The organism is Citrobacter sp. Igbk 17, from assembly GCF_028069775.1.
Taxonomy (GTDB): domain Bacteria; phylum Pseudomonadota; class Gammaproteobacteria; order Enterobacterales; family Enterobacteriaceae; genus Citrobacter.
Map to the genome: position 1 here is coordinate 72,348 of NZ_JANEWI010000018.1, position 17,467 is coordinate 89,814.

General features: G+C 52.5%; 14 protein-coding genes. 3 read left to right on the forward strand and 11 right to left on the reverse strand.

The genetic code is table 11. From position 1 onward, the window contains the following. Nucleotides 1-95: 95 nt before the first annotated feature. Nucleotides 96-323 (forward strand): tautomerase PptA, encoded by a 228-nt coding sequence (gene pptA / locus NNO08_RS12685; protein ID WP_271442335.1) that lies wholly within the window; start codon nucleotides 96-98, stop codon nucleotides 321-323. Nucleotides 324-361: 38 nt separating this feature from the next. On the opposite strand, the gene NNO08_RS12690 is transcribed toward pptA, so the two are convergent. Together NNO08_RS12690 and NNO08_RS12695 are read right to left on the reverse strand one after the other, a co-directional pair. Then, nucleotides 362-2,338: an alkyl/aryl-sulfatase gene (locus NNO08_RS12690; protein WP_271448830.1), complete on the reverse strand. Its 1,977-nt coding sequence runs from the start codon at nucleotides 2,336-2,338 to the stop codon at nucleotides 362-364. A 216-nt stretch (nucleotides 2,339-2,554) separates the two neighbouring features. Further along, nucleotides 2,555-3,127: a flavin reductase family protein gene (locus NNO08_RS12695; RefSeq protein WP_271442337.1), complete on the reverse strand. Its 573-nt coding sequence runs from the start codon at nucleotides 3,125-3,127 to the stop codon at nucleotides 2,555-2,557. Between the two features lie 158 nt (nucleotides 3,128-3,285). On the opposite strand from NNO08_RS12695, the gene nhoA reads away from it, so the two are divergent. Continuing rightward, on the forward strand, nucleotides 3,286-4,131 hold the full coding sequence (nhoA, locus tag NNO08_RS12700) for an N-hydroxyarylamine O-acetyltransferase (protein WP_271456851.1): 846 nt from the start codon (nucleotides 3,286-3,288) through the stop codon (nucleotides 4,129-4,131). Nucleotides 4,132-4,189: 58 nt separating this feature from the next. Here nhoA and NNO08_RS12705 read toward each other — a convergent pair whose 3' ends face one another. From NNO08_RS12705 to NNO08_RS12735, 7 genes are all read right to left on the reverse strand, one after another. Beyond that, nucleotides 4,190-5,083 carry a PhzF family isomerase gene (locus NNO08_RS12705; protein WP_271456852.1) on the reverse strand — a complete coding sequence of 298 codons (894 nt, stop codon included), beginning with the start codon at nucleotides 5,081-5,083 and terminating at the stop codon, nucleotides 4,190-4,192. A gap of 96 nt (nucleotides 5,084-5,179) precedes the next feature. Continuing rightward, the gene (gene narI / locus NNO08_RS12710) at nucleotides 5,180-5,860 is read right to left on the reverse strand and encodes a respiratory nitrate reductase subunit gamma (RefSeq protein ID WP_271448833.1); all 681 of its coding nucleotides are present in this window, start codon (nucleotides 5,858-5,860) and stop codon (nucleotides 5,180-5,182) included. Continuing rightward, nucleotides 5,857-6,552, reverse strand: coding sequence for a nitrate reductase molybdenum cofactor assembly chaperone (gene narW, locus NNO08_RS12715; protein WP_271448834.1), 696 nt, complete (start codon nucleotides 6,550-6,552; stop codon nucleotides 5,857-5,859). The genes narI and narW overlap by 4 nt, the downstream gene beginning before the upstream one ends. Then, nucleotides 6,552-8,096, reverse strand: coding sequence for a nitrate reductase subunit beta (narH, locus tag NNO08_RS12720; RefSeq protein WP_271456853.1), 1,545 nt, complete (start codon nucleotides 8,094-8,096; stop codon nucleotides 6,552-6,554). Before narH ends, narW begins: the two co-directional genes overlap by 1 nt. Then, nucleotides 8,093-11,833, reverse strand: coding sequence for a nitrate reductase subunit alpha (locus tag NNO08_RS12725; RefSeq protein ID WP_271456854.1), 3,741 nt, complete (start codon nucleotides 11,831-11,833; stop codon nucleotides 8,093-8,095). The genes narH and NNO08_RS12725 overlap by 4 nt, the downstream gene beginning before the upstream one ends. Nucleotides 11,834-11,888: 55 nt before the next feature. Next, the gene (locus NNO08_RS12730) at nucleotides 11,889-13,274 is read right to left on the reverse strand and encodes a NarK family nitrate/nitrite MFS transporter (protein ID WP_271455052.1); all 1,386 of its coding nucleotides are present in this window, start codon (nucleotides 13,272-13,274) and stop codon (nucleotides 11,889-11,891) included. A 207-nt stretch (nucleotides 13,275-13,481) separates the two neighbouring features. Next, the gene (locus NNO08_RS12735) at nucleotides 13,482-14,060 is read right to left on the reverse strand and encodes a TetR family transcriptional regulator (RefSeq protein ID WP_271442845.1); all 579 of its coding nucleotides are present in this window, start codon (nucleotides 14,058-14,060) and stop codon (nucleotides 13,482-13,484) included. 117 nt (nucleotides 14,061-14,177) lie between these two features. On the opposite strand from NNO08_RS12735, the gene NNO08_RS12740 reads away from it, so the two are divergent. Continuing rightward, nucleotides 14,178-15,665: an MFS transporter gene (locus NNO08_RS12740; protein WP_271456855.1), complete on the forward strand. Its 1,488-nt coding sequence runs from the start codon at nucleotides 14,178-14,180 to the stop codon at nucleotides 15,663-15,665. Here the strand turns inward: NNO08_RS12740 and NNO08_RS12745 are convergent, their stop codons facing one another. Next, the gene (locus NNO08_RS12745) at nucleotides 15,666-16,046 is read right to left on the reverse strand and encodes a GFA family protein (RefSeq protein ID WP_271442846.1); all 381 of its coding nucleotides are present in this window, start codon (nucleotides 16,044-16,046) and stop codon (nucleotides 15,666-15,668) included. Nucleotides 16,047-16,189: 143 nt separating this feature from the next. Further along, nucleotides 16,190-17,269: a porin OmpD gene (gene ompD, locus NNO08_RS12750; RefSeq protein WP_271456856.1), complete on the reverse strand. Its 1,080-nt coding sequence runs from the start codon at nucleotides 17,267-17,269 to the stop codon at nucleotides 16,190-16,192. Nucleotides 17,270-17,467 lie beyond the last annotated feature (198 nt).

The window sequence follows — 17,467 nt, forward strand, 5'->3', positions numbered from 1 at the left end:
GAGCATCATTGTAGACCAAAGACGTCTGGAGGAATTTTGCTAACTGGCGCATATTACGTTATCGCTGTTTTACCCAAAACAATAAGGAACCTGCAATGCCGCATATCGATATTAAATGTTTTCCTCGCGCCCTTACCGATGAACAAAAAACCGCGCTGGCGGCGGATATTACAGATGTCATTATTCGTCATTTGCAAAGCAAAGACAGCTCAGTCAGCGTGGCATTGAATGAGATTGAGCCTGAGGCGTGGCAAGCCGTATGGGATGCGGAAATCGTGCCGCAGATGGACACGTTGATTAAAAAACCCGGTTACAGTATGTGAGAAAAAACGGGCGAGTCATTCGCCCGTTTTTGATGCCATTATGGCGTGACAATATTGAACCAGAATTCAAATTTGTCCATGTAACCGAGCATGGCGTCGAGCTTGGCGGCGTCTCCGGTAATTTTCACGTCACCGCTGTCTTGCGCCTGCTTCAGCGTCACTTCCTTGAGGATGATTTTGTTCAGCGTATCGCGATTGAGCGCGATAGTGGCATCCGCATCTTTCGCTTCGGAATTAGCGGTATGGTTCAGAACACCGTTTTCCAGCTCCAGTTTGTATTTACCACCATCGCTACCAAGGTCGATATTGAATACTGATTTCGCATCGCCCGCTTTCTGCCCGTTAATATGTACCGCCAGGTAGTCGAAGAACATTTCTGGCGTCATGGCGCGGACAGTATCCGGACTGGCCGTATTCGGCGTCGGGCCTTTCACCACGCCGTTGCGCAGTTCTTGTGCGCCCGTCAGGTAGAAGTTACGCCACGGACCAGACTCTGCCTGATAGCCTAATTGTTCCAGCGCATCGGCTTCCAGGTTTCGCGCGGCCTGGTTGTTCGGATCGGCAAATACGACTTTGCTCACCACCTGTGCAACCCAGCGATAGTTGCCCTGATCGTAGTCAGCTTTTGCTTTTTGCAGAATGGCATCCGCACCGCCCATATAGTCGACGAATTTCTTCGCCGCTTCTTCCGGCGGCAGTTCATCAAGTGTGGCTGGGTTGCCGTCAAACCAGCCGAGGTACAGCACGTAGGTGGCTTTCACATCATGGCTAACGGAGCCATAGTACCCGCGGTTCGCCCAGGTGTGTGCCAGTGAATCCGGCAACGTAAAGTTCGCCGCGATTTCATCACGGGTCAGACCTTCGTTGGCCATGCGCAGCGTCTGGTCGTTAATATAACGGTATAGATCGCGTTGGCTTTTCAGTAGGCTCACCACCTTGTCATTGCCCCAGGTTGGCCAATGGTGCTGTGCCATCAGAATTTCCGCTTTATCACCCCAGCGAACAATTGCTTCGTTGATGTATTTGGACCACGGCAACGGTTCGCGAATTTTTGCACCGCGCAGAGAGTAGGTGTTGTGCAGGGTATGGGTGACATCTTCAGCCGATTCGATGAGTTTTTTCTCTTCGATGTACCACAACATTTCTGAAGGCGCTTCGGAGCCTGGAGCCAACATGAAGTCATAGGTCAGGCCATCAATAACCTCTTTTTGCCCATCTTTCTCGATGATATTCGTTGGCGCAATCAGTGTAACCGTCCCTGCGGAAGTGGTGGTTCCCAGTCCCGCGCCGACCTGGCCTTTAGCATCCGGTTTTAGCAGGTTGCCGTACATGTAGCTGGCGCGGCGGCTCATGACGTTACCGGCCATGATGTTTTCAGCAACCGCTGCTTCCATAAAACCGGCAGGCGCATAGACCTTCACTTTGCCTGCTTTAACATCTGCTTCATCAACAACACCGCGCACACCACCGTAATGGTCGACGTGGCTGTGGGTATAAATCACCGCGACAACCGGTTTTTTGCCACGGTTTTTAAAGTAGAGATCCATGCCGACTTTGGCCGTTTCTGCCGACACTAATGGGTCAACAACGGTGATACCTTCTTTACCTTCGATGATGGTCATATTCGACAAATCGAGGTTACGGATCTGATAGACACCCTCCGTGACTTCAAACAACCCGCTGATATTGATCAACTGAGACTGGCGCCACAAGCTCGGGTTTACCGTATCCGGTGCCTTATCGCCTTCCTTAATAAACGCGTACTGTTGCGGATTCCAGATAACGTTGCCTTGTTCACCTTTGATCACGTCCTGAGGAATCGGGGCGATAAAGCCTTTGTGCGCGTCGGTAAAGTCGGTGTTATCAGAAAAGGGGAGTTGATTGTAGAGTGCATTGTTGGCTTGTTGCGTGGCTGCCGTCGCCTCTTTTGGGGCTTCAGCAGACATGACGGGAACAGCAAAAGACGTTAATAACCCAGCAAGTATAAAGCTTTGTGCGATTCTATTAAGTTGCATCGTAAAACCTCTCTGACACTTCATAAGTCCAGTTCTGGGGGGATGCTGCTTTAACGGATTGCGTTTTGAACCAATATTTGACTTAGTGCACGATTAACTATAATTCACATGAATGATTCGGCAAGGTAAGGGAAACGATTTATCTGACTGGTTTTTCGGAAGTTTTGAGAAGGCTGATGGGGATGACAGGCGGATCTGCCATCCATTTGTCGGTGATTATTTACCGGCAGTAACCTGTTTCCCGCTGGTGACAAATGTTCCGGCACCAAGGTGATGCAGGGTATTAAGTTTGCCATCATCAAACTGCCAACGACCTTCCACGAAGACTCGCTCATCAGCGGCAGCCGAGACCACTTCGCCAAACAAGGTGTCATATTTGTCCTGAGCCGCTGTGGCAGGAAGCAGGCGGCATTCCATCCAGGCGAGACACTTGGCTTCTACTAGCGGCAGTCCCAATACCGGGCCTTTGACTACCGGAATGCCGTAGCAGTTGAACTTATCTTCTATTCGACCGGAAACACTCCCTACGGCATAGGTCCAGTTCGTCGCGGCAACACCTGGAATAACAATACCAAATTGACCGCTACGTTCGATCAGTTCGCGCGACCAGGCAGTCTTGTCGACAACAATGGCTACCCGCGGTGGATCAAATTCCACGGGCATTGACCACGCGGCCGCCATCACATTACGCCGTTCTGTATTCGCGTCACGACTGGTTATCAAAATGGTGGGGCCGTGATTAAGCAGTCGGCTGGCGTGTTGTAATTCAACCGGACGAAAATGACTCATAGCGACTCCTCGGCAGAATAAAAATGACATCACAATAAACATAGATAGTAACGGGATTAGCGATTTTGTCGCCTCGCCGGGGGGAACAGCGCACAAAAGCGACAGCGTAAAATTAAAAATGCGTTATAAGTACAACATTCAACAAACAGGAATCCCGTATGACGCCTTTTTTAAACGCTTATTTTGCCCGTATTGGCTGGTCAGATGTGCCCAACGTCGACATTGAAACGTTGAGAGCGCTGCACTTACTGCATAACGGTGCCATACCCTTTGAAAATCTTGATGTGCTGCTGCCGCGTGAAATGCAGCTTGACGATGTGTCCCTTGAAGAGAAGTTGGTCACGGCTCGCCGCGGTGGCTATTGCTTTGAACAAAATGGTGTATTTGAACGGGCGCTGCGCGACATCGGCTTTACCGTACGCAGTTTGCTGGGACGCGTGGTATTGGCGAACCCGTCAAGCCTACCGCCGCGTACACATCGCCTGCTACTGGTTGAATTACAGGGTGAACAGTGGATCGCTGATGTTGGATTTGGCGGACAAACGCTGACGGCCCCTATTCGTCTGCAGGCGGATCTTGAACAGCAAACGCCGCACGGAAACTATCGGCTGATTCAGGAGGGGGGAGACTGGATATTGCAGTTCCGCCATCATGATCACTGGCAGTCAATGTACCGATTCGATCTGGTGGTGCAACATCACAGCGATTATCTGATGGGTAATTTCTGGTCTGCACACTGGCCGCAGTCGCATTTCCGCCACCATTTGCTGATGTGTCGCCATTTACCCGACGGCGGCAAGCTGACGTTGACCAATTTCCACTTTACTCATTATCAGGATGGTCACGCGGTAGAGCAGATTAATCTGCCTGACGTTGCCAGCTTGTATACGCTGTTGCAGGAACGCTTCGGCCTGGGCGTTGACGATGTAAAACACGGCTTTAGCGAGGAGGAACTGGCGACAGTAATGGCGGCGTTTGATACGCATCCGGAGGCGGGAAAATAGGGGCATCAGAATTAATGCCGGATGCGGCGTAATCGCCTTATCCGGCCTACCTGAAGATTTAAAAATCGATCGCCCATTCGGCGTGAAACAGGATCACTGCAGAGCCGGAAATCGTCACTTTTTCTGGCTGGTTATCACGGATAGTCACCGTCACATCAACAATGCCGTCGCGTCCCAACGCACGTCCCTGGTGCCCCTGAACATGCAACATTTTGCCATCATGAGCCATCAGGTTATGGTGTACCAGCCAGGCGCCCATTGGACCATTCGCGTTGCCGGTGACCGGATCTTCCACAATTCCGATAGCCGGTGAAAACATGCGGCCATCGGTTGCGTTTTCGCCCGGACGGAGTTGAAACGGGAAGAAGCCGTTACAGCCAATCTCTTTGCTAATTGCCGTCAGCGCGGGCAGGTCAGGGGAAAGGGCGTCAATATTCACCTCGGGCTTCAGTGGGATCATCACTTTTGAATGCCCGGTAGATGCTACCTGAATCGGCAACCCAGGCAGCATATCGTCTTCAGTTAGGTGCAGCGCGTTAATAATCGCGCGGCGAATGGCCCCATCCAGCGGCGCCTCAAAAACAGGTTTCCCTTGCTCCAGGCTGATGCGGTAGTCAGCGCCGTGCGTGCGTACGTCGACCCGGTGGCGACCGGCGAGTGACGTTTGCCAGACGGTCGTATCACTCAGCCCCAGCACGTTGGCGCGAACATAATGCGCGGCGACGGTAGCATGCCCACAGATGGGCACTTCGACCGTTGGCGTGAAGTAGCGAATACGCACATCGCTGTCGTCACTGGTCAGTAGAAAAGCCGTTTCCGAATGGCGCAGCTCACGTGCTATCAGCTGCATCTGGGCGTCACTCAACCCATCCGCATGCAGCACAACTCCCGCTGAATTGCCGCGAAAGGGTTCTGAGGTAAAGGCATCAACGTGGTAAACCTGTGGTTTCATTGGCGTTCTCCTGGAATGGAGAAGCATCATAACGTACAAAAAGTGGGATAGCGATGCTGCCCGGTAAGTGCACGCGCTACCGGACAGCAGAGAAAATTATCGGCGAGAACGTACTATCTGGTAACGGCGGGTGAAATACTCAACCGGTGCGCTCCAGACGTGAACCAGACGAGTGAACGGGAACAGCAGGAAAATCGTCATCCCCAGCACCAGGTGTACCCGGAAGATTAACGCCACGCCATCCAGATGCGCAGACGCACCGCCCTGGAAGGTGACGACCGACTGCGCCCAGCCCACCAGTTTCAGCATTTCACTGCCGTCCGGATGTTGTGCCGAAAACGGGATAGTGGTCAGGCCGAGGATACACTGAATCAACAGGATACACAGGATCAGGATATCTGCAGTGGAGGACGTTGCGCGAATACGCGAGTTCGTCAGACGGCGCACCAGCAGACCCACGCCGCCTACCAGCGTCAATACGCCACACAGACCGCCGGCAATCATCGCCATCTGTTGTTTCACGGCAACTGGCAGGAACCAGGCATACATCCAGTGTGGGGTTAACATGCCAAACAGGTGTCCAAAGAAGATCCCCAAAATGCCGATATGGAACAAGTTTGACCATAGCACCATACCGCGTTTATCCAGCATCTGGCTGGAGGAGGCACGCCAGGTGTACTGTCCGTAGTCGTAGCGTAACCAACTCCCGAGGATAAACACCGTGCCGCACAGATACGGGTAGATGTCGTAAAAAAAGACGTTCAGATACTGTATCATTTCGGGCCTCCCGCGCTGACGTCGACATACTGTGGTGCCACGTCCTGGCTAAAGCGTCGTTGATAGTTTTGTAACGGTGAACTGTCACAGGCAGTCGCATTATCCTCAATAAACTTCACCTGTTCCTCTTCCCAGACGGCATCCAGCGCCTGGCGGGTATCATCACGGGTTTCAGCACCAACCTGTTTTGTGACACTGTCACTTGACAGAGGGCTTCCGGCAAGCAACAGCAGGGCGTCAAACAGTTGATACCAGGGGGTATCGCGCTGTTTTAATCGACCGCCGAGCAGCGCCAGTATCGGTGCAACGTTCTGCAATCCCTCTTTGGCTTCTGTTTCTGGCAGCACGCTTAAATATTCCAGATACAGCGGCAGGTGATCCGGCAATTCGCGACAGTTGAGTTGAAGCCCAACTTTTTCGTACTGGGCCAGCAGGTCGACCATCGCCTGACCGCGGTCGCGGGATTCGGCATGCACATGCTCGAACAGCAGCAGTGAGGTGGCGCGTCCACGGTCAAATACTTCACACCATTCGGCTTGCTTATCCAGTAACGGGGCATTGAGCAGTTCGTGGGTAAATCCGCTTAGCATGGGCGCATCGCTGGCGACCAGCGCGAAGGCGTCATCTTTGCACTCCCAGAGCAACGCGTCCGGGTATTCCATCAGCAGACCGATAACCTTGAGGATTTGCATTATTCCCCCTCCGCTTTATCGCGTACTTCGGTGATATCGATAGCGTCAATGCGGCTACTGTTAAACAGATTGAACTTGGTATCCGAGCCGTGACAGCCGTCGCCGAAGGTGAAGCCGCAACCGTTTTTCTCCGGGAAAGCGTCACGTGCCATTTCACGATGGCTGGTTGGGATCACAAAGCGGTCTTCGTAGTTGGCAATGGCCAAATAGCGGTACATCTCCTCAACCTGTTCAACGGTTAAGCCCACTTCCTCAATTGCACGGGTATCGGTTACGCCTTCCACGGTTTGCGAGCGCATGTAGTGACGCATCGCCATCATGCGTTTCAGGGCGCGCAGTACCGGACCGGTATCACCTGCACTGAGCATGTTGGCGAGGTACTGGACCGGGATTCGCAGTGACTCAACCGCGGGCAGAATGTTGCCATTGTGCGGCAGACCACCGGCATCAGCGTAAGACTGAATCGGTGACAACGGCGGTACGTACCAGACCATCGGCAGGGTGCGATACTCCGGGTGCAGCGGCAGTGCCAACTTCCAGTCCATCGCCATTTTGTAAACCGGTGAACGCTGGGCCGCTTCAATCACGTTGTGCGGAATACCCTGTTTCAGCGCTTCTTCAATGACGGCCGGATCGTGCGGGTTAAGGAACACATCGCACTGACGCTCATAAAGATCGGTTTCATGTTCGGTGCTGGCCGCTTCCTCGATGCGATCGGCATCGTACAGCAGCACGCCAAGATAGCGAATACGTCCGACGCAGGTTTCGGAACACACGGTAGGTTGGCCGGATTCAATACGTGGATAGCAGAAGATGCATTTTTCTGATTTGCCGCTCTTCCAGTTAAAGTAGATTTTCTTATACGGACAACCGCTGATGCACAAACGCCAACCACGGCACTTATCCTGGTCGATCAGCACGATGCCATCTTCTTCACGCTTATAGATAGCGCCACTCGGGCAGGTGGCGACACAGCTTGGGTTCAGGCAGTGTTCGCACAGGCGTGGCAAATACATCATGAAGGTGTTTTCAAACTGACCGTACATCTCCTTTTGCATCTTCTCGAAGTTACGGTCACGGGCACGTTTTGAGAATTCACCGCCAAGTAATTCTTCCCAGTTTGGGCCCCAGATAATTTTGTCCATCCGTTTACCATCAATCAGCGAGCGCGGGCGGGCAGTGGGCTGATTTTTGCCTTCCGGCGCACTGTGCAAGTGCTGGTAATCGTAGGTAAACGGCTCGTAATAATCATCGATTTGCGGAATGACAGGGTTGGCGAAAATTTTGGTGATGACCCCCATCTTGCCGCCCAGGCGCGGTCTGATCTTACCGTTAACATCGCGCACCCAGCCGCCTTGCCACTCTTCCTGGTCCTCCCAGTTTTTCGGGTAACCAATGCCGGGTTTTGTCTCGACGTTGTTAAACCACGCATATTCCATCCCTTCACGCCCGGTCCAGACGTTTTTACAGGTGACGGAGCAGGTGTGGCAGCCGATGCACTTATCCAGATTCAGAACCATGCCTACCTGTGAGCGTATTTTCATTTTTTCGCCTCCTGTACCTGATCGCGACCTTCATCATCCAGCCAGTTAATATTTTTCATTTTCCTAATCATGATGAACTCATCGCGGTTAGAGCCGACTGTTCCGTAATAGTTGAAGCTGTACGCCAACTGCGCATAGCCGCCAATCATGTGGGTCGGTTTAGGACACACACGGGTGACGGAGTTATGAATACCGCCGCGCATTCCGGTGACTTCGGAGCCGGGTATATTCATGATTCGTTCCTGTGCGTGGTACATCATGGTCATGCCTGGCGGTACACGCTGGCTGACCACCGCGCGTGCGGTTAGTGCTCCGTTTGCATTGAAAGCTTCGATCCAGTCGTTGTCTTCAATACCTAACTCCTTAGCATCAGTTTCACTGATCCAGACAATCGGCCCGCCACGTGACAGCGTTAGCATCAACAGGTTTTCACTGTAGGTAGAGTGGATGCCCCATTTCTGGTGCGGCGTCAGGAAGTTGAGTGCTTTCTCCGGGAAGCCGTTTGGCGGTATCTCACGCATTTCGCTGACGCTACGGGTATCAATGGGTGGACGATACGCCACCAGACTTTCCCCGAAGGCGCGCATCCACGCGTGATCCTGATACAGTTGCTGACGACCCGACAGGGTGCGCCATGGGATCAGCTCATGCACGTTGGTATAACCGGCGTTATAGGAGACGTGCTCGCTTTCAAGACCCGACCAGGTCGGGCTGGAGATGATTTTGCGCGGCTGCGCCTGAATGTCGCGAAAACGAATCTTTTCGTCTTCTTTGTTCAACGCCAGATGCGTATGGTCCCGACCGGTCATTGCCCCCAGCGCTTCCCACGCCTTCACCGCCACCTGACCGTTGGTTTCCGGCGCCAGTGCGAGGATCACTTCCGAGGCATCCAGCGCGGTGTCGATCAGCGGGCGGCCTTTCGCCGGACCTTCGCGCTTGGTGTAATTCAACTTGCCGAGGAAATCGACCTCTGCCTGGGTATTCCACGCAATACCTTTCCCACCGTTGCCGAGCTTGTCCATCAACGGCCCGAGCGAGGTGAAGCGTTCGTAAGTGGCGGGATAATCACGCTCCACAACGGCGATATTGGGCGCGGTCTTACCCGGAATAAGGTCGCATTCGCCTTTACGCCAGTCCAAAATATCAAACGGCTGCGCCAGTTCAGCTGGGGAGTCGTGCTGCAGCGGTTGCAGTACCACATCGGTTTCTTGTCCCAGATGGCCGACACACACCTCAGAAAACACCTTGGCGATGCCTTTATAAATTTCCCAGTCGCTTTTTGACTCCCAGGCAGGATCGACTGCAGCCGACAGCGGGTGAATAAACGGATGCATATCCGAGGTATTCATATCGTCTTTTTCATACCAGGTGGCGGTAGGTAACACGATATCGGAGAACAGACAGGTGCTGGACATGCGGAAGTCGAGCGTCACCAACAGGTCGAGCTTGCCTTCAATCGCCGCCGACTGCCATTCCACTTCCTCCGGTTTAATGCCATCGGTTTCGCCAAGCGCTTCACCCTGAATCCCGCTTTCAGTACCCAGCAGATATTTGAGCATGTATTCATGCCCTTTACCGGAAGAGCCCAACAGGTTAGAACGCCAGACGAACAGGTTACGTGGATGGTTTTTGCCGCTGTCAGGTTGTTCGCAGGCAAAGCGGATATCACCGGATTTCAGCGCCTGCGCGGTATATTCAGCAGGGGATAATCCGGCTTGTTGTGCCTTTGCTTTTACCGTGAGTGGGTTAAGGTTGAGTTGCGGAGCAGACGGTAGCCAGCCCATCCGCTCGGCGCGGACGTTGAAGTCGATCAGATGTCCGGTGAACTTCGAGGCATCGGCCAACGGAGAGAGCAGCTCCTGCGCGGTGACTTTCTCATAACGCCACTGGCTGGAGTGGTTGTAGAAAAACGAGGTACTGTTCATCTGGCGCGGTGGACGGTTCCAGTCCAGCGCAAAGGCCAATGGCAACCAGCCGGTTTGCGGGCGCAGTTTCTCCTGACCCACATAGTGTGCCCAGCCGCCGCCGCTTTGTCCGACACAGCCACAGAACACCAGGATGTTGATCATCCCTCGATAGTTCATGTCCATGTGGTACCAGTGGTTCACACCCGCACCGAGGATGATCATCGAGCGACCGTGGGTTTTGTGTGCGGTATCGGCAAACTCACGGGCGATTTGTTCGATATGACGGCTCGGAACACCCGTAATTTGTTCGCCCCAGGCCGGTGTGTAGGCTTTAACTTCGGTGTAATCTTTCGCGCTATGGATATCATCCAGTCCACGGTCCAGACCATAATTTGCCAGTACCAGATCATAGACGCTGACCACCGGGCAAACGCTGCCATCCGCGAGGGTGAGACGTTTTACCGGCAATTGTCGAATCAGTACCGGTTCCTGCTTCACGCTGCGAAAATGTGGGTTTTCATTGCCGCCAAAGTAAGGGAAAGCGACACCGGCTACGTCATCGTGCTGTCCTAGCAATGACAACGACAGTTCCGTTTCCGCGCCAGCCGCCAGCGGCTCCAGGTTCCATTTCCCTTTTTCACCCCAACGAAAGCCAATCGAACCGTTCGGCACGACCAGTTCACCGTTGCTGTTAAACGCTACGGTTTTCCACTCCGGGTTGTTGGTTTCACCCAGACCATCTATCAGGTCTGAAGCACGCATCATTCGACCAGGGACAAAACTACCATCTTCGCGGGCATCCAGCAGGACCAGCATGGGCATATCGGTGTAGCGGCGGCAGTAATTGAGGAAGTAATCGCTGGGTTTGTCGAGGTGGAATTCTTTGAGGATCACGTGCCCCATGGCCATGGCCAGTGCGCTGTCGGTCCCTTGTTTCGGTGCCAGCCACTGGTCGCATAACTTGGCGACCTCCGAGTAGTCCGGCGTAATGGCAATTGTCTTGGTGCCTTTGTAACGCACTTCCGTAAAGAAGTGGGCGTCTGGCGTACGGGTTTGTGGGACGTTTGAGCCCCAGGCAATGATATAGCTGGAGTTATACCAGTCGGCTGACTCCGGAACGTCGGTCTGCTCACCCCAGGTCATGGGTGATGCCGGCGGTAAATCGCAGTACCAGTCATAGAAGCTCAGGCAGGTTCCACCTAGCAGCGAGAGGTAACGCGTACCCGCCGCGTAGGAAACCATCGACATGGCGGGAATGGGTGAGAATCCGGCCACCCGGTCCGGGCCATAGGTTTTTACCGTCCAGACGTTGGCGGCGGCAATCAGTTGGTTTAGCTCTTTCCAGTTGGAACGAATAAACCCGCCGCGCCCGCGCACCTGTTTGTAGCTCTGGCACTTCTGCGGGTCGTTCATGATCGATTCCCAGGCCAGCACCGGGTCGGGCTGGCGGCTCAGGGCGTCACGCCACAGTTCGATCAGACGTTTACGTACCAGCGGGTATTTTAGTCGGTTAGCGCTGTAGAGATACCAGGAATAGCTGGCACCGCGTGGGCAACCGCGTGGCTCATGGTTGGGCAGGTCAGGGCGGGTTCGCGGGTAGTCAGTTTGTTGTGTTTCCCAGGTCACAAGCCCGTTTTTGACGTAGATTTTCCAGCTGCATGAGCCGGTACAGTTCACGCCGTGGGTAGACCGCACAATTTTGTCGAACTGCCAGCGTTGACGATAGCTGTCTTCCCAGTCCCGGTTGGTGTGCATCACTTGCCCATGCCCCTCGGCAAATGTCTCGCCCTTTTGTTTAAAGTAGCGAAAGCGATCCAACAGTTTACTCATGACATTTCTCCTGCTCCTAATGGACGCTGCCTACGATCTGCAGGCCAAATAGTTGTTATTTTTTTTGCGATTTACGGCCATAGACCAACCAGGTCACCAGCACGCAGACGATGTAAAACACTAAGAAGATTTTCATTGCCCCGACCGGCGAACCGGTCAGCGCCAGAGAGGAACCAAAGGCTTTTGGAATGAAGAACCCCCCCACGGCGCCGATGGCGGAGATAAAACCCAGTGCCGCTGCGGTATCGGTCACCGCTTCACGCTGGGCTTGTTCTTCCGTTCCACCCTGTAGCTTCACGCGGTAGATGGTGATTTTGCGAAAGATCACCGCAATCATCTGGAAGGTTGAACCGCTGCCCAGTCCCGCGGTCAGGAACAAGCCCATGAACACCAGATAGAAGGCAACAAAATTTCCTTCTCCTGAGCCGGGGAGGGTAAGAAACAGCAGCGCACTAAACAGCGCCATAAAGATGAAGTTGATTAATGTGACCCGTACTCCGCCGAACTTGTCAGAGATAACGCCGCCCGCCGAGCGTGCCAGGGCGCCAATAAACGGCCCAAAGAACGCCAGTTGCAGAATATTAACGTCGGGGAACTGGGTTTTCGCTAGCATGGCAAAACCGGCTGAAAAGCCGATAAACGAACCGAAAGTGGCAAGGTACAACAGGCTTAGCAGCCACAGATGAAAGCGTTTAAGGACCGGTAACTGAGAGGCGATTGAGGCCTTGGAACTGGCGATGTCATTCATTCCCACGCCCGCAGCCAGCGTTGAGAGCAGCAGCAGCGGAACCCAAATCCATGCGGCGTTTGCCAGTGACAATAACGAACCATCAGGCTGCGGTACGCCTTGTACCCCTAAAAAGGTGAATAGGGGTAGGAAAATGACTAACGGCGCGATTAACTGCATCACGCTGACGCCAAGGTTACCGAGACCGCCATTCACGCCCAGCGCACTGCCTTGCTTCGCTTTCGGGAAGAAGAAACTGATATTCCCCATACTGGAGGCAAAATTGGCACCGGCAAAACCACACATCAGCGCAATGATGATAAATACACCGAAAGGGGTAGCGGTATTTTGCACAGCGAAACCGAGCCACACGCAGGGAATAACCAGAATTACCGTACTAAAAACGGTCCAACGGCGGCCGCCAAATATAGGTACCATAAAGGAGTAGGGGACGCGTAATATTGCGCCAGACAGAGAGGGTAATGCCGTTAATAAAAAGAGTTGATCGGTGGTGAAATTAAAACCAATTTTATTTAAGTTTACCGCAACCGCACTAAATAACATCCAGACGCAGAACGCGAGTAGTAAGCAACTCACTGATATCCAGAGGTTTCTTCGCGCAATGTGTTTGCCTTTATTTTCCCAAAAAGCGGGATTTTCTGGTTTCCAGTCAGTCAAAAGATAACGATTATTCTTCTCATTTGGTGATGACATATTTTCCTCACATGCGCACGTCGTTCAATAAATAAACGCCTGGGGTTCCGCACTGGTGCTAATTAGAAATTATTGAAAAGTTTTAGGAATATTGACTGAAAGGATAGATAAAAAAGCGCAATAACGCGGCGTGTCAGAGGAATAACACGTTGCTTAAGTGTTACTAATTGTAAACTGAAAAGATGTATTGTTAATTCATGTATAACATCAAATAAATAACTCTAGCGTTATCATGCGATCCAGGTGGCGATCGAAAGCCGGATCGGCCATTTCTGCAAAGCCCAGCATATACATCCCATCCAGTCCGCAAACCAGCGCAATTAAACGCCAGGCGACGTCGGCGGCATCAGGCGCTGAGGAGAATTCACCCGCTTTCTGCCCGTGGGTAATGATTGCAGCGGTTTCTTCATGCCACATACGCATTGTGAGCAGGTAAGCGCTTTTGATTTCCGGGTCCTTATCGGCCAGGATCTGCGCTTCGCGCCACAGCTTGATATACGGTTCGAACCCACCGTCTTCACTTCCCAACATGGCATGAAGTCGTTCACGGTAAGTTGCATTTTCACTGACCAGTTCGGCATCAAGAAGGGTGCGGATCAAGCGGACAAAAGCCTGGGATTTGAGCTCACCGGCAGAGGTAAAATGATGATGCAGTTGCCCGGTCGCTACCTGAGCCTCCGTGGCAATGCGTCTCACGGTCATGGCGGAAAATCCTTCTTCAAGCGCCACGCGCATTGCCGCCTGCAGGATCAATTCCCGACGTTCATCCCGATTCATATAGCTCATACATCCTCCCTATATTCACATTATTGGCAGTTTAACAAAAAGTTGGACATGCGTTCAATTTTCCGTAGGATCGCTAAAGCTGGACATGTGTCCAGTTTCAGTTTTGTAGGGAGTTTTATGTTTCGTCAGTGGTTAACGTTAGTGATTATTGTGCTGGTCTACATCCCTGTTGCGATTGATGCAACGGTGCTGCACGTTGCCGCGCCCACGCTGAGTATGACGCTGGGTGCCAGTGGTAACGAGCTGCTGTGGATCATTGATATCTATTCTCTGGTGATGGCCGGTATGGTGTTACCGATGGGGGCGTTGGGCGATCGTATCGGTTTTAAACGTTTGCTGATGCTGGGTGGTGGGCTATTTGGTCTGGCTTCGCTGGCTGCCGCGTTTGCTCACAGTGCCGGCTGGCTAATCGCAACCCGGGCCGTGCTGGCCATTGGTGCAGCGATGATCGTTCCGGCGACGCTGGCAGGTATTCGAGCCACCTTTGCCGAACAACGTCATCGCAATATGGCGCTTGGCGTCTGGGCTGCCGTCGGTTCCGGCGGTGCGGCATTTGGTCCCTTAGTCGGTGGTATGTTGCTGGAGCATTTCTACTGGGGCTCAGTGTTCTTAATCAATGTGCCCATTGTACTGGTGGTGATGGCCTTGACCGCACGTTACGTACCACGCCAGACCGGACGTCGCGATCAGTCGTTAAATTTTGGCCATGCGATTATGTTGATCGTGGCGATTTTACTGCTGGTTTACAGTGCTAAAACGGCGCTAAAAGGGCATATGGCGACCGGGGTTATCGTATTGACGCTGCTAACCGGAGCAGTGCTGTTGTGGAAATTTGTGCGTATTCAACTCGCGGCCTCACGCCCAATGATTGATATGCGGTTGTTCACCCATCGCATTATCTTAAGTGGCGTGGTAATGGCGATGACTGCGATGATCACCCTGGTAGGGTTCGAGTTGCTGATGGCCCAGGAATTACAGTTTGTTCACGGTTTAATGCCGTATCAGGCGGGGCTGTTTATGCTACCCGTCATGCTGGCAAGTGGCTTCAGCGGCCCGATTGCCGGTATGTTGGTTTCACGGCTGGGATTGCGCTGCGTGGCAACGGCAGGTATGGCGTTGAGTGCAGTCAGTTTCTACGGCCTGGCAATGACGGATTTCAGCACTCAGCAGATCCAGGCCTGGATATTAATGGCGTTACTGGGGTTCAGTGCCGCCAGCGCGCTACTGGCTTCAACGGCAGCCATTATGGCGGCAGCCCCGGCTGAAAAAGCCGCTGCTGCGGGGGCTATCGAAACCATGGCCTATGAACTGGGTGCCGGTCTTGGGATCGCGATTTTTGGTCTCTTGCTAAGCCGTAGTTTTTCCGCGTCGATTCTACCGCCTGCCGGCCTAAATGCGCAGGAGCTGGAGCGTGCTTCATCGTCAATGGGTGAGGCGGTGCAATTAGCACATTCGCTTTCGCCGTCTCTTAGCGACGCGTTGCTTGCAGCTGCCAGAGAAGCATTTACCTGGTCGCACAGCGTGGCATTGAGCAGCGCTGGCAGCATGCTTATCGTATTAGCGGTAGGGATGTGGTTCAGCCTGGCAAAAGTGAACCGTCAATAACTAGTGAGCTAAATGACAGGGGTAATCCATCGCTTCGACTTCTTTTCCACTCAGGCGAGCGTATTGCCCCGTCAACCTCCAGAAAGCAGGCTGTGTTTCGGTATAGATTTCAGCCGCCAGAATCAGACGGCGACGATCGACCTCATTCAGCTCCAGCAATGTCCACGGAATAAAGTAGCGATCGCTATCGGTCAGTGTAAACCATAAGGGGCATCCACAGCCGGAACAGAAGAAACGTTCTCCGCGCGTTGATGAGGGAAAGTGCGAAGGTTCTGCTGAATCAGGGGACAGTAGTGGATGACCGCAGGCTTCCAGATACATGGCGACACCACCGGACCACTTCTGGCACAGCGTGCAGTGGCAGGCATAGACATCAAGCATTTCGACGTTTACGGTAAAATGACTCTGTCCGCAAAGACAACGACCAGTGAACGTCTGCACGGCATACTCCTTATGACCGAGTCTACATCAAGAGAAAAAGCCAGCCCTGGATGGACTGGCTTTGTATTCAACTTACAACAAAATTAGAACTGGTAGTTCAGACCAACAGCCACGATGTTGTCAGTGCTAACACGGGCGTCAGAAGTGAATTTGTTGTCGTCCAGCAGGTTGATTTTGTAATCAACGAAGGTAGACATGTTTTTGTTGAAGTAGTAGGTCGCACCCAGATCGATGTATTCAACCAGATCCTGGTCGCCGTAAACACCCAGATCTTTACCTTTGGATTTCAGGTAAGCGATGGACGGACGCAGACCGAAGTCGAACTGGTACTGAGCAACAGCTTCAAAGTTCTGCGCTTTGTTAGCGATACCGTTAACTTTACCGAACTTGGTCATGTTGCGGGTTTCAGAGTAGGTGGTTGCCAGGTAGATGTTGTTCGCATCATATTTCAGGCCAGCAGCCCATACTTCTGCGTTTTTACCGGAAGCGTAGAATTCGTTGTTACCATCACGCATCTGGTCATCAGTACGGTCAGATTTCGCATAGGTTGCACCGATGCCGAAGCCTTCGTATTCATAAGTAGAAGACAGACCGAAACCGTCGCCGTTCGCTTCAACGTCTTTGCTGCGGTCGTTTTTGCCCTGATACTGAGCAGCAAAGTTCAGACCTTCAACCAGACCGAAGAAGTCAGTGTTACGGTAAGTTGCAACGCCGGTAGCACGCTGAGTCATGAAGACGTCAGTCTGGGTCCAGGTATCACCGCCGAATTCTGGCAGGACGTCAGTCCATGCGCCGATGTCGTAAGCTACGCCGTAGTTACGACCGTAGTCGAAAGAACCGTATTCAGCGAATTTCAGGCCAGCGAATGCCAGACGGGTTTTGTCTGCTTCGGAACCTTGATCTTCAGAACGGTTGCCTTTGAATTCATATTCCCACTGGCCGAAACCAACCAGTTGGTCGTTGATCTGAGTTTCGCCTTTGAAGCCCAGACGCGCGTAAGTTTTGTCACCATCGTTGCTGGTATCGTCAGAGAAGTAATGCTGAGCGTGAACTTTACCGTACAGATCCAGTTTGTTACCGTCTTTGTTATAAATCTCAGCTGCGTTTACCGCACCCGCTGCCAACAGGGTAGTCACTGCCACTGCAACTAATTTAAGTTTCATTCTAAATAATCCTTATAATTTTTTCTTGGTGTGTTTCCTAAACCATTGCTAAACGAGGCCGTTCATCAATGACGAACTATTTTTAAATGACGATGTGGTATTAGTTCAATAATAAGTTTCATAATATTGCGGAATATTTGAATTTGTGTGATCCAGATCTACATAATACAGCTGATTATATTAATCTTAATATGTGAC

Bases quoted from the DNA above. Each gene is read 5' to 3' on its own strand.
- pptA (WP_271442335.1), top strand. From the start codon at position 96: ATGCCGCATATCGATATTAAATGTTTTCCTCGCGCCCTTACCGATGAA.
- NNO08_RS12690 (WP_271448830.1), bottom strand. From the start codon at position 2,338: ATGCAACTTAATAGAATCGCACAAAGCTTTATACTTGCTGGGTTATTA.
- NNO08_RS12695 (WP_271442337.1), bottom strand. From the start codon at position 3,127: ATGAGTCATTTTCGTCCGGTTGAATTACAACACGCCAGCCGACTGCTT.
- nhoA (WP_271456851.1), top strand. From the start codon at position 3,286: ATGACGCCTTTTTTAAACGCTTATTTTGCCCGTATTGGCTGGTCAGAT.
- NNO08_RS12705 (WP_271456852.1), bottom strand. From the start codon at position 5,083: ATGAAACCACAGGTTTACCACGTTGATGCCTTTACCTCAGAACCCTTT.
- narI (WP_271448833.1), bottom strand. From the start codon at position 5,860: ATGATACAGTATCTGAACGTCTTTTTTTACGACATCTACCCGTATCTG.
- narW (WP_271448834.1), bottom strand. From the start codon at position 6,552: ATGCAAATCCTCAAGGTTATCGGTCTGCTGATGGAATACCCGGACGCG.
- narH (WP_271456853.1), bottom strand. From the start codon at position 8,096: ATGAAAATACGCTCACAGGTAGGCATGGTTCTGAATCTGGATAAGTGC.
- NNO08_RS12725 (WP_271456854.1), bottom strand. From the start codon at position 11,833: ATGAGTAAACTGTTGGATCGCTTTCGCTACTTTAAACAAAAGGGCGAG.
- NNO08_RS12730 (WP_271455052.1), bottom strand. From the start codon at position 13,274: ATGTCATCACCAAATGAGAAGAATAATCGTTATCTTTTGACTGACTGG.
- NNO08_RS12735 (WP_271442845.1), bottom strand. From the start codon at position 14,060: ATGAGCTATATGAATCGGGATGAACGTCGGGAATTGATCCTGCAGGCG.
- NNO08_RS12740 (WP_271456855.1), top strand. From the start codon at position 14,178: ATGTTTCGTCAGTGGTTAACGTTAGTGATTATTGTGCTGGTCTACATC.
- NNO08_RS12745 (WP_271442846.1), bottom strand. From the start codon at position 16,046: ATGCTTGATGTCTATGCCTGCCACTGCACGCTGTGCCAGAAGTGGTCC.
- ompD (WP_271456856.1), bottom strand. From the start codon at position 17,269: ATGAAACTTAAATTAGTTGCAGTGGCAGTGACTACCCTGTTGGCAGCG.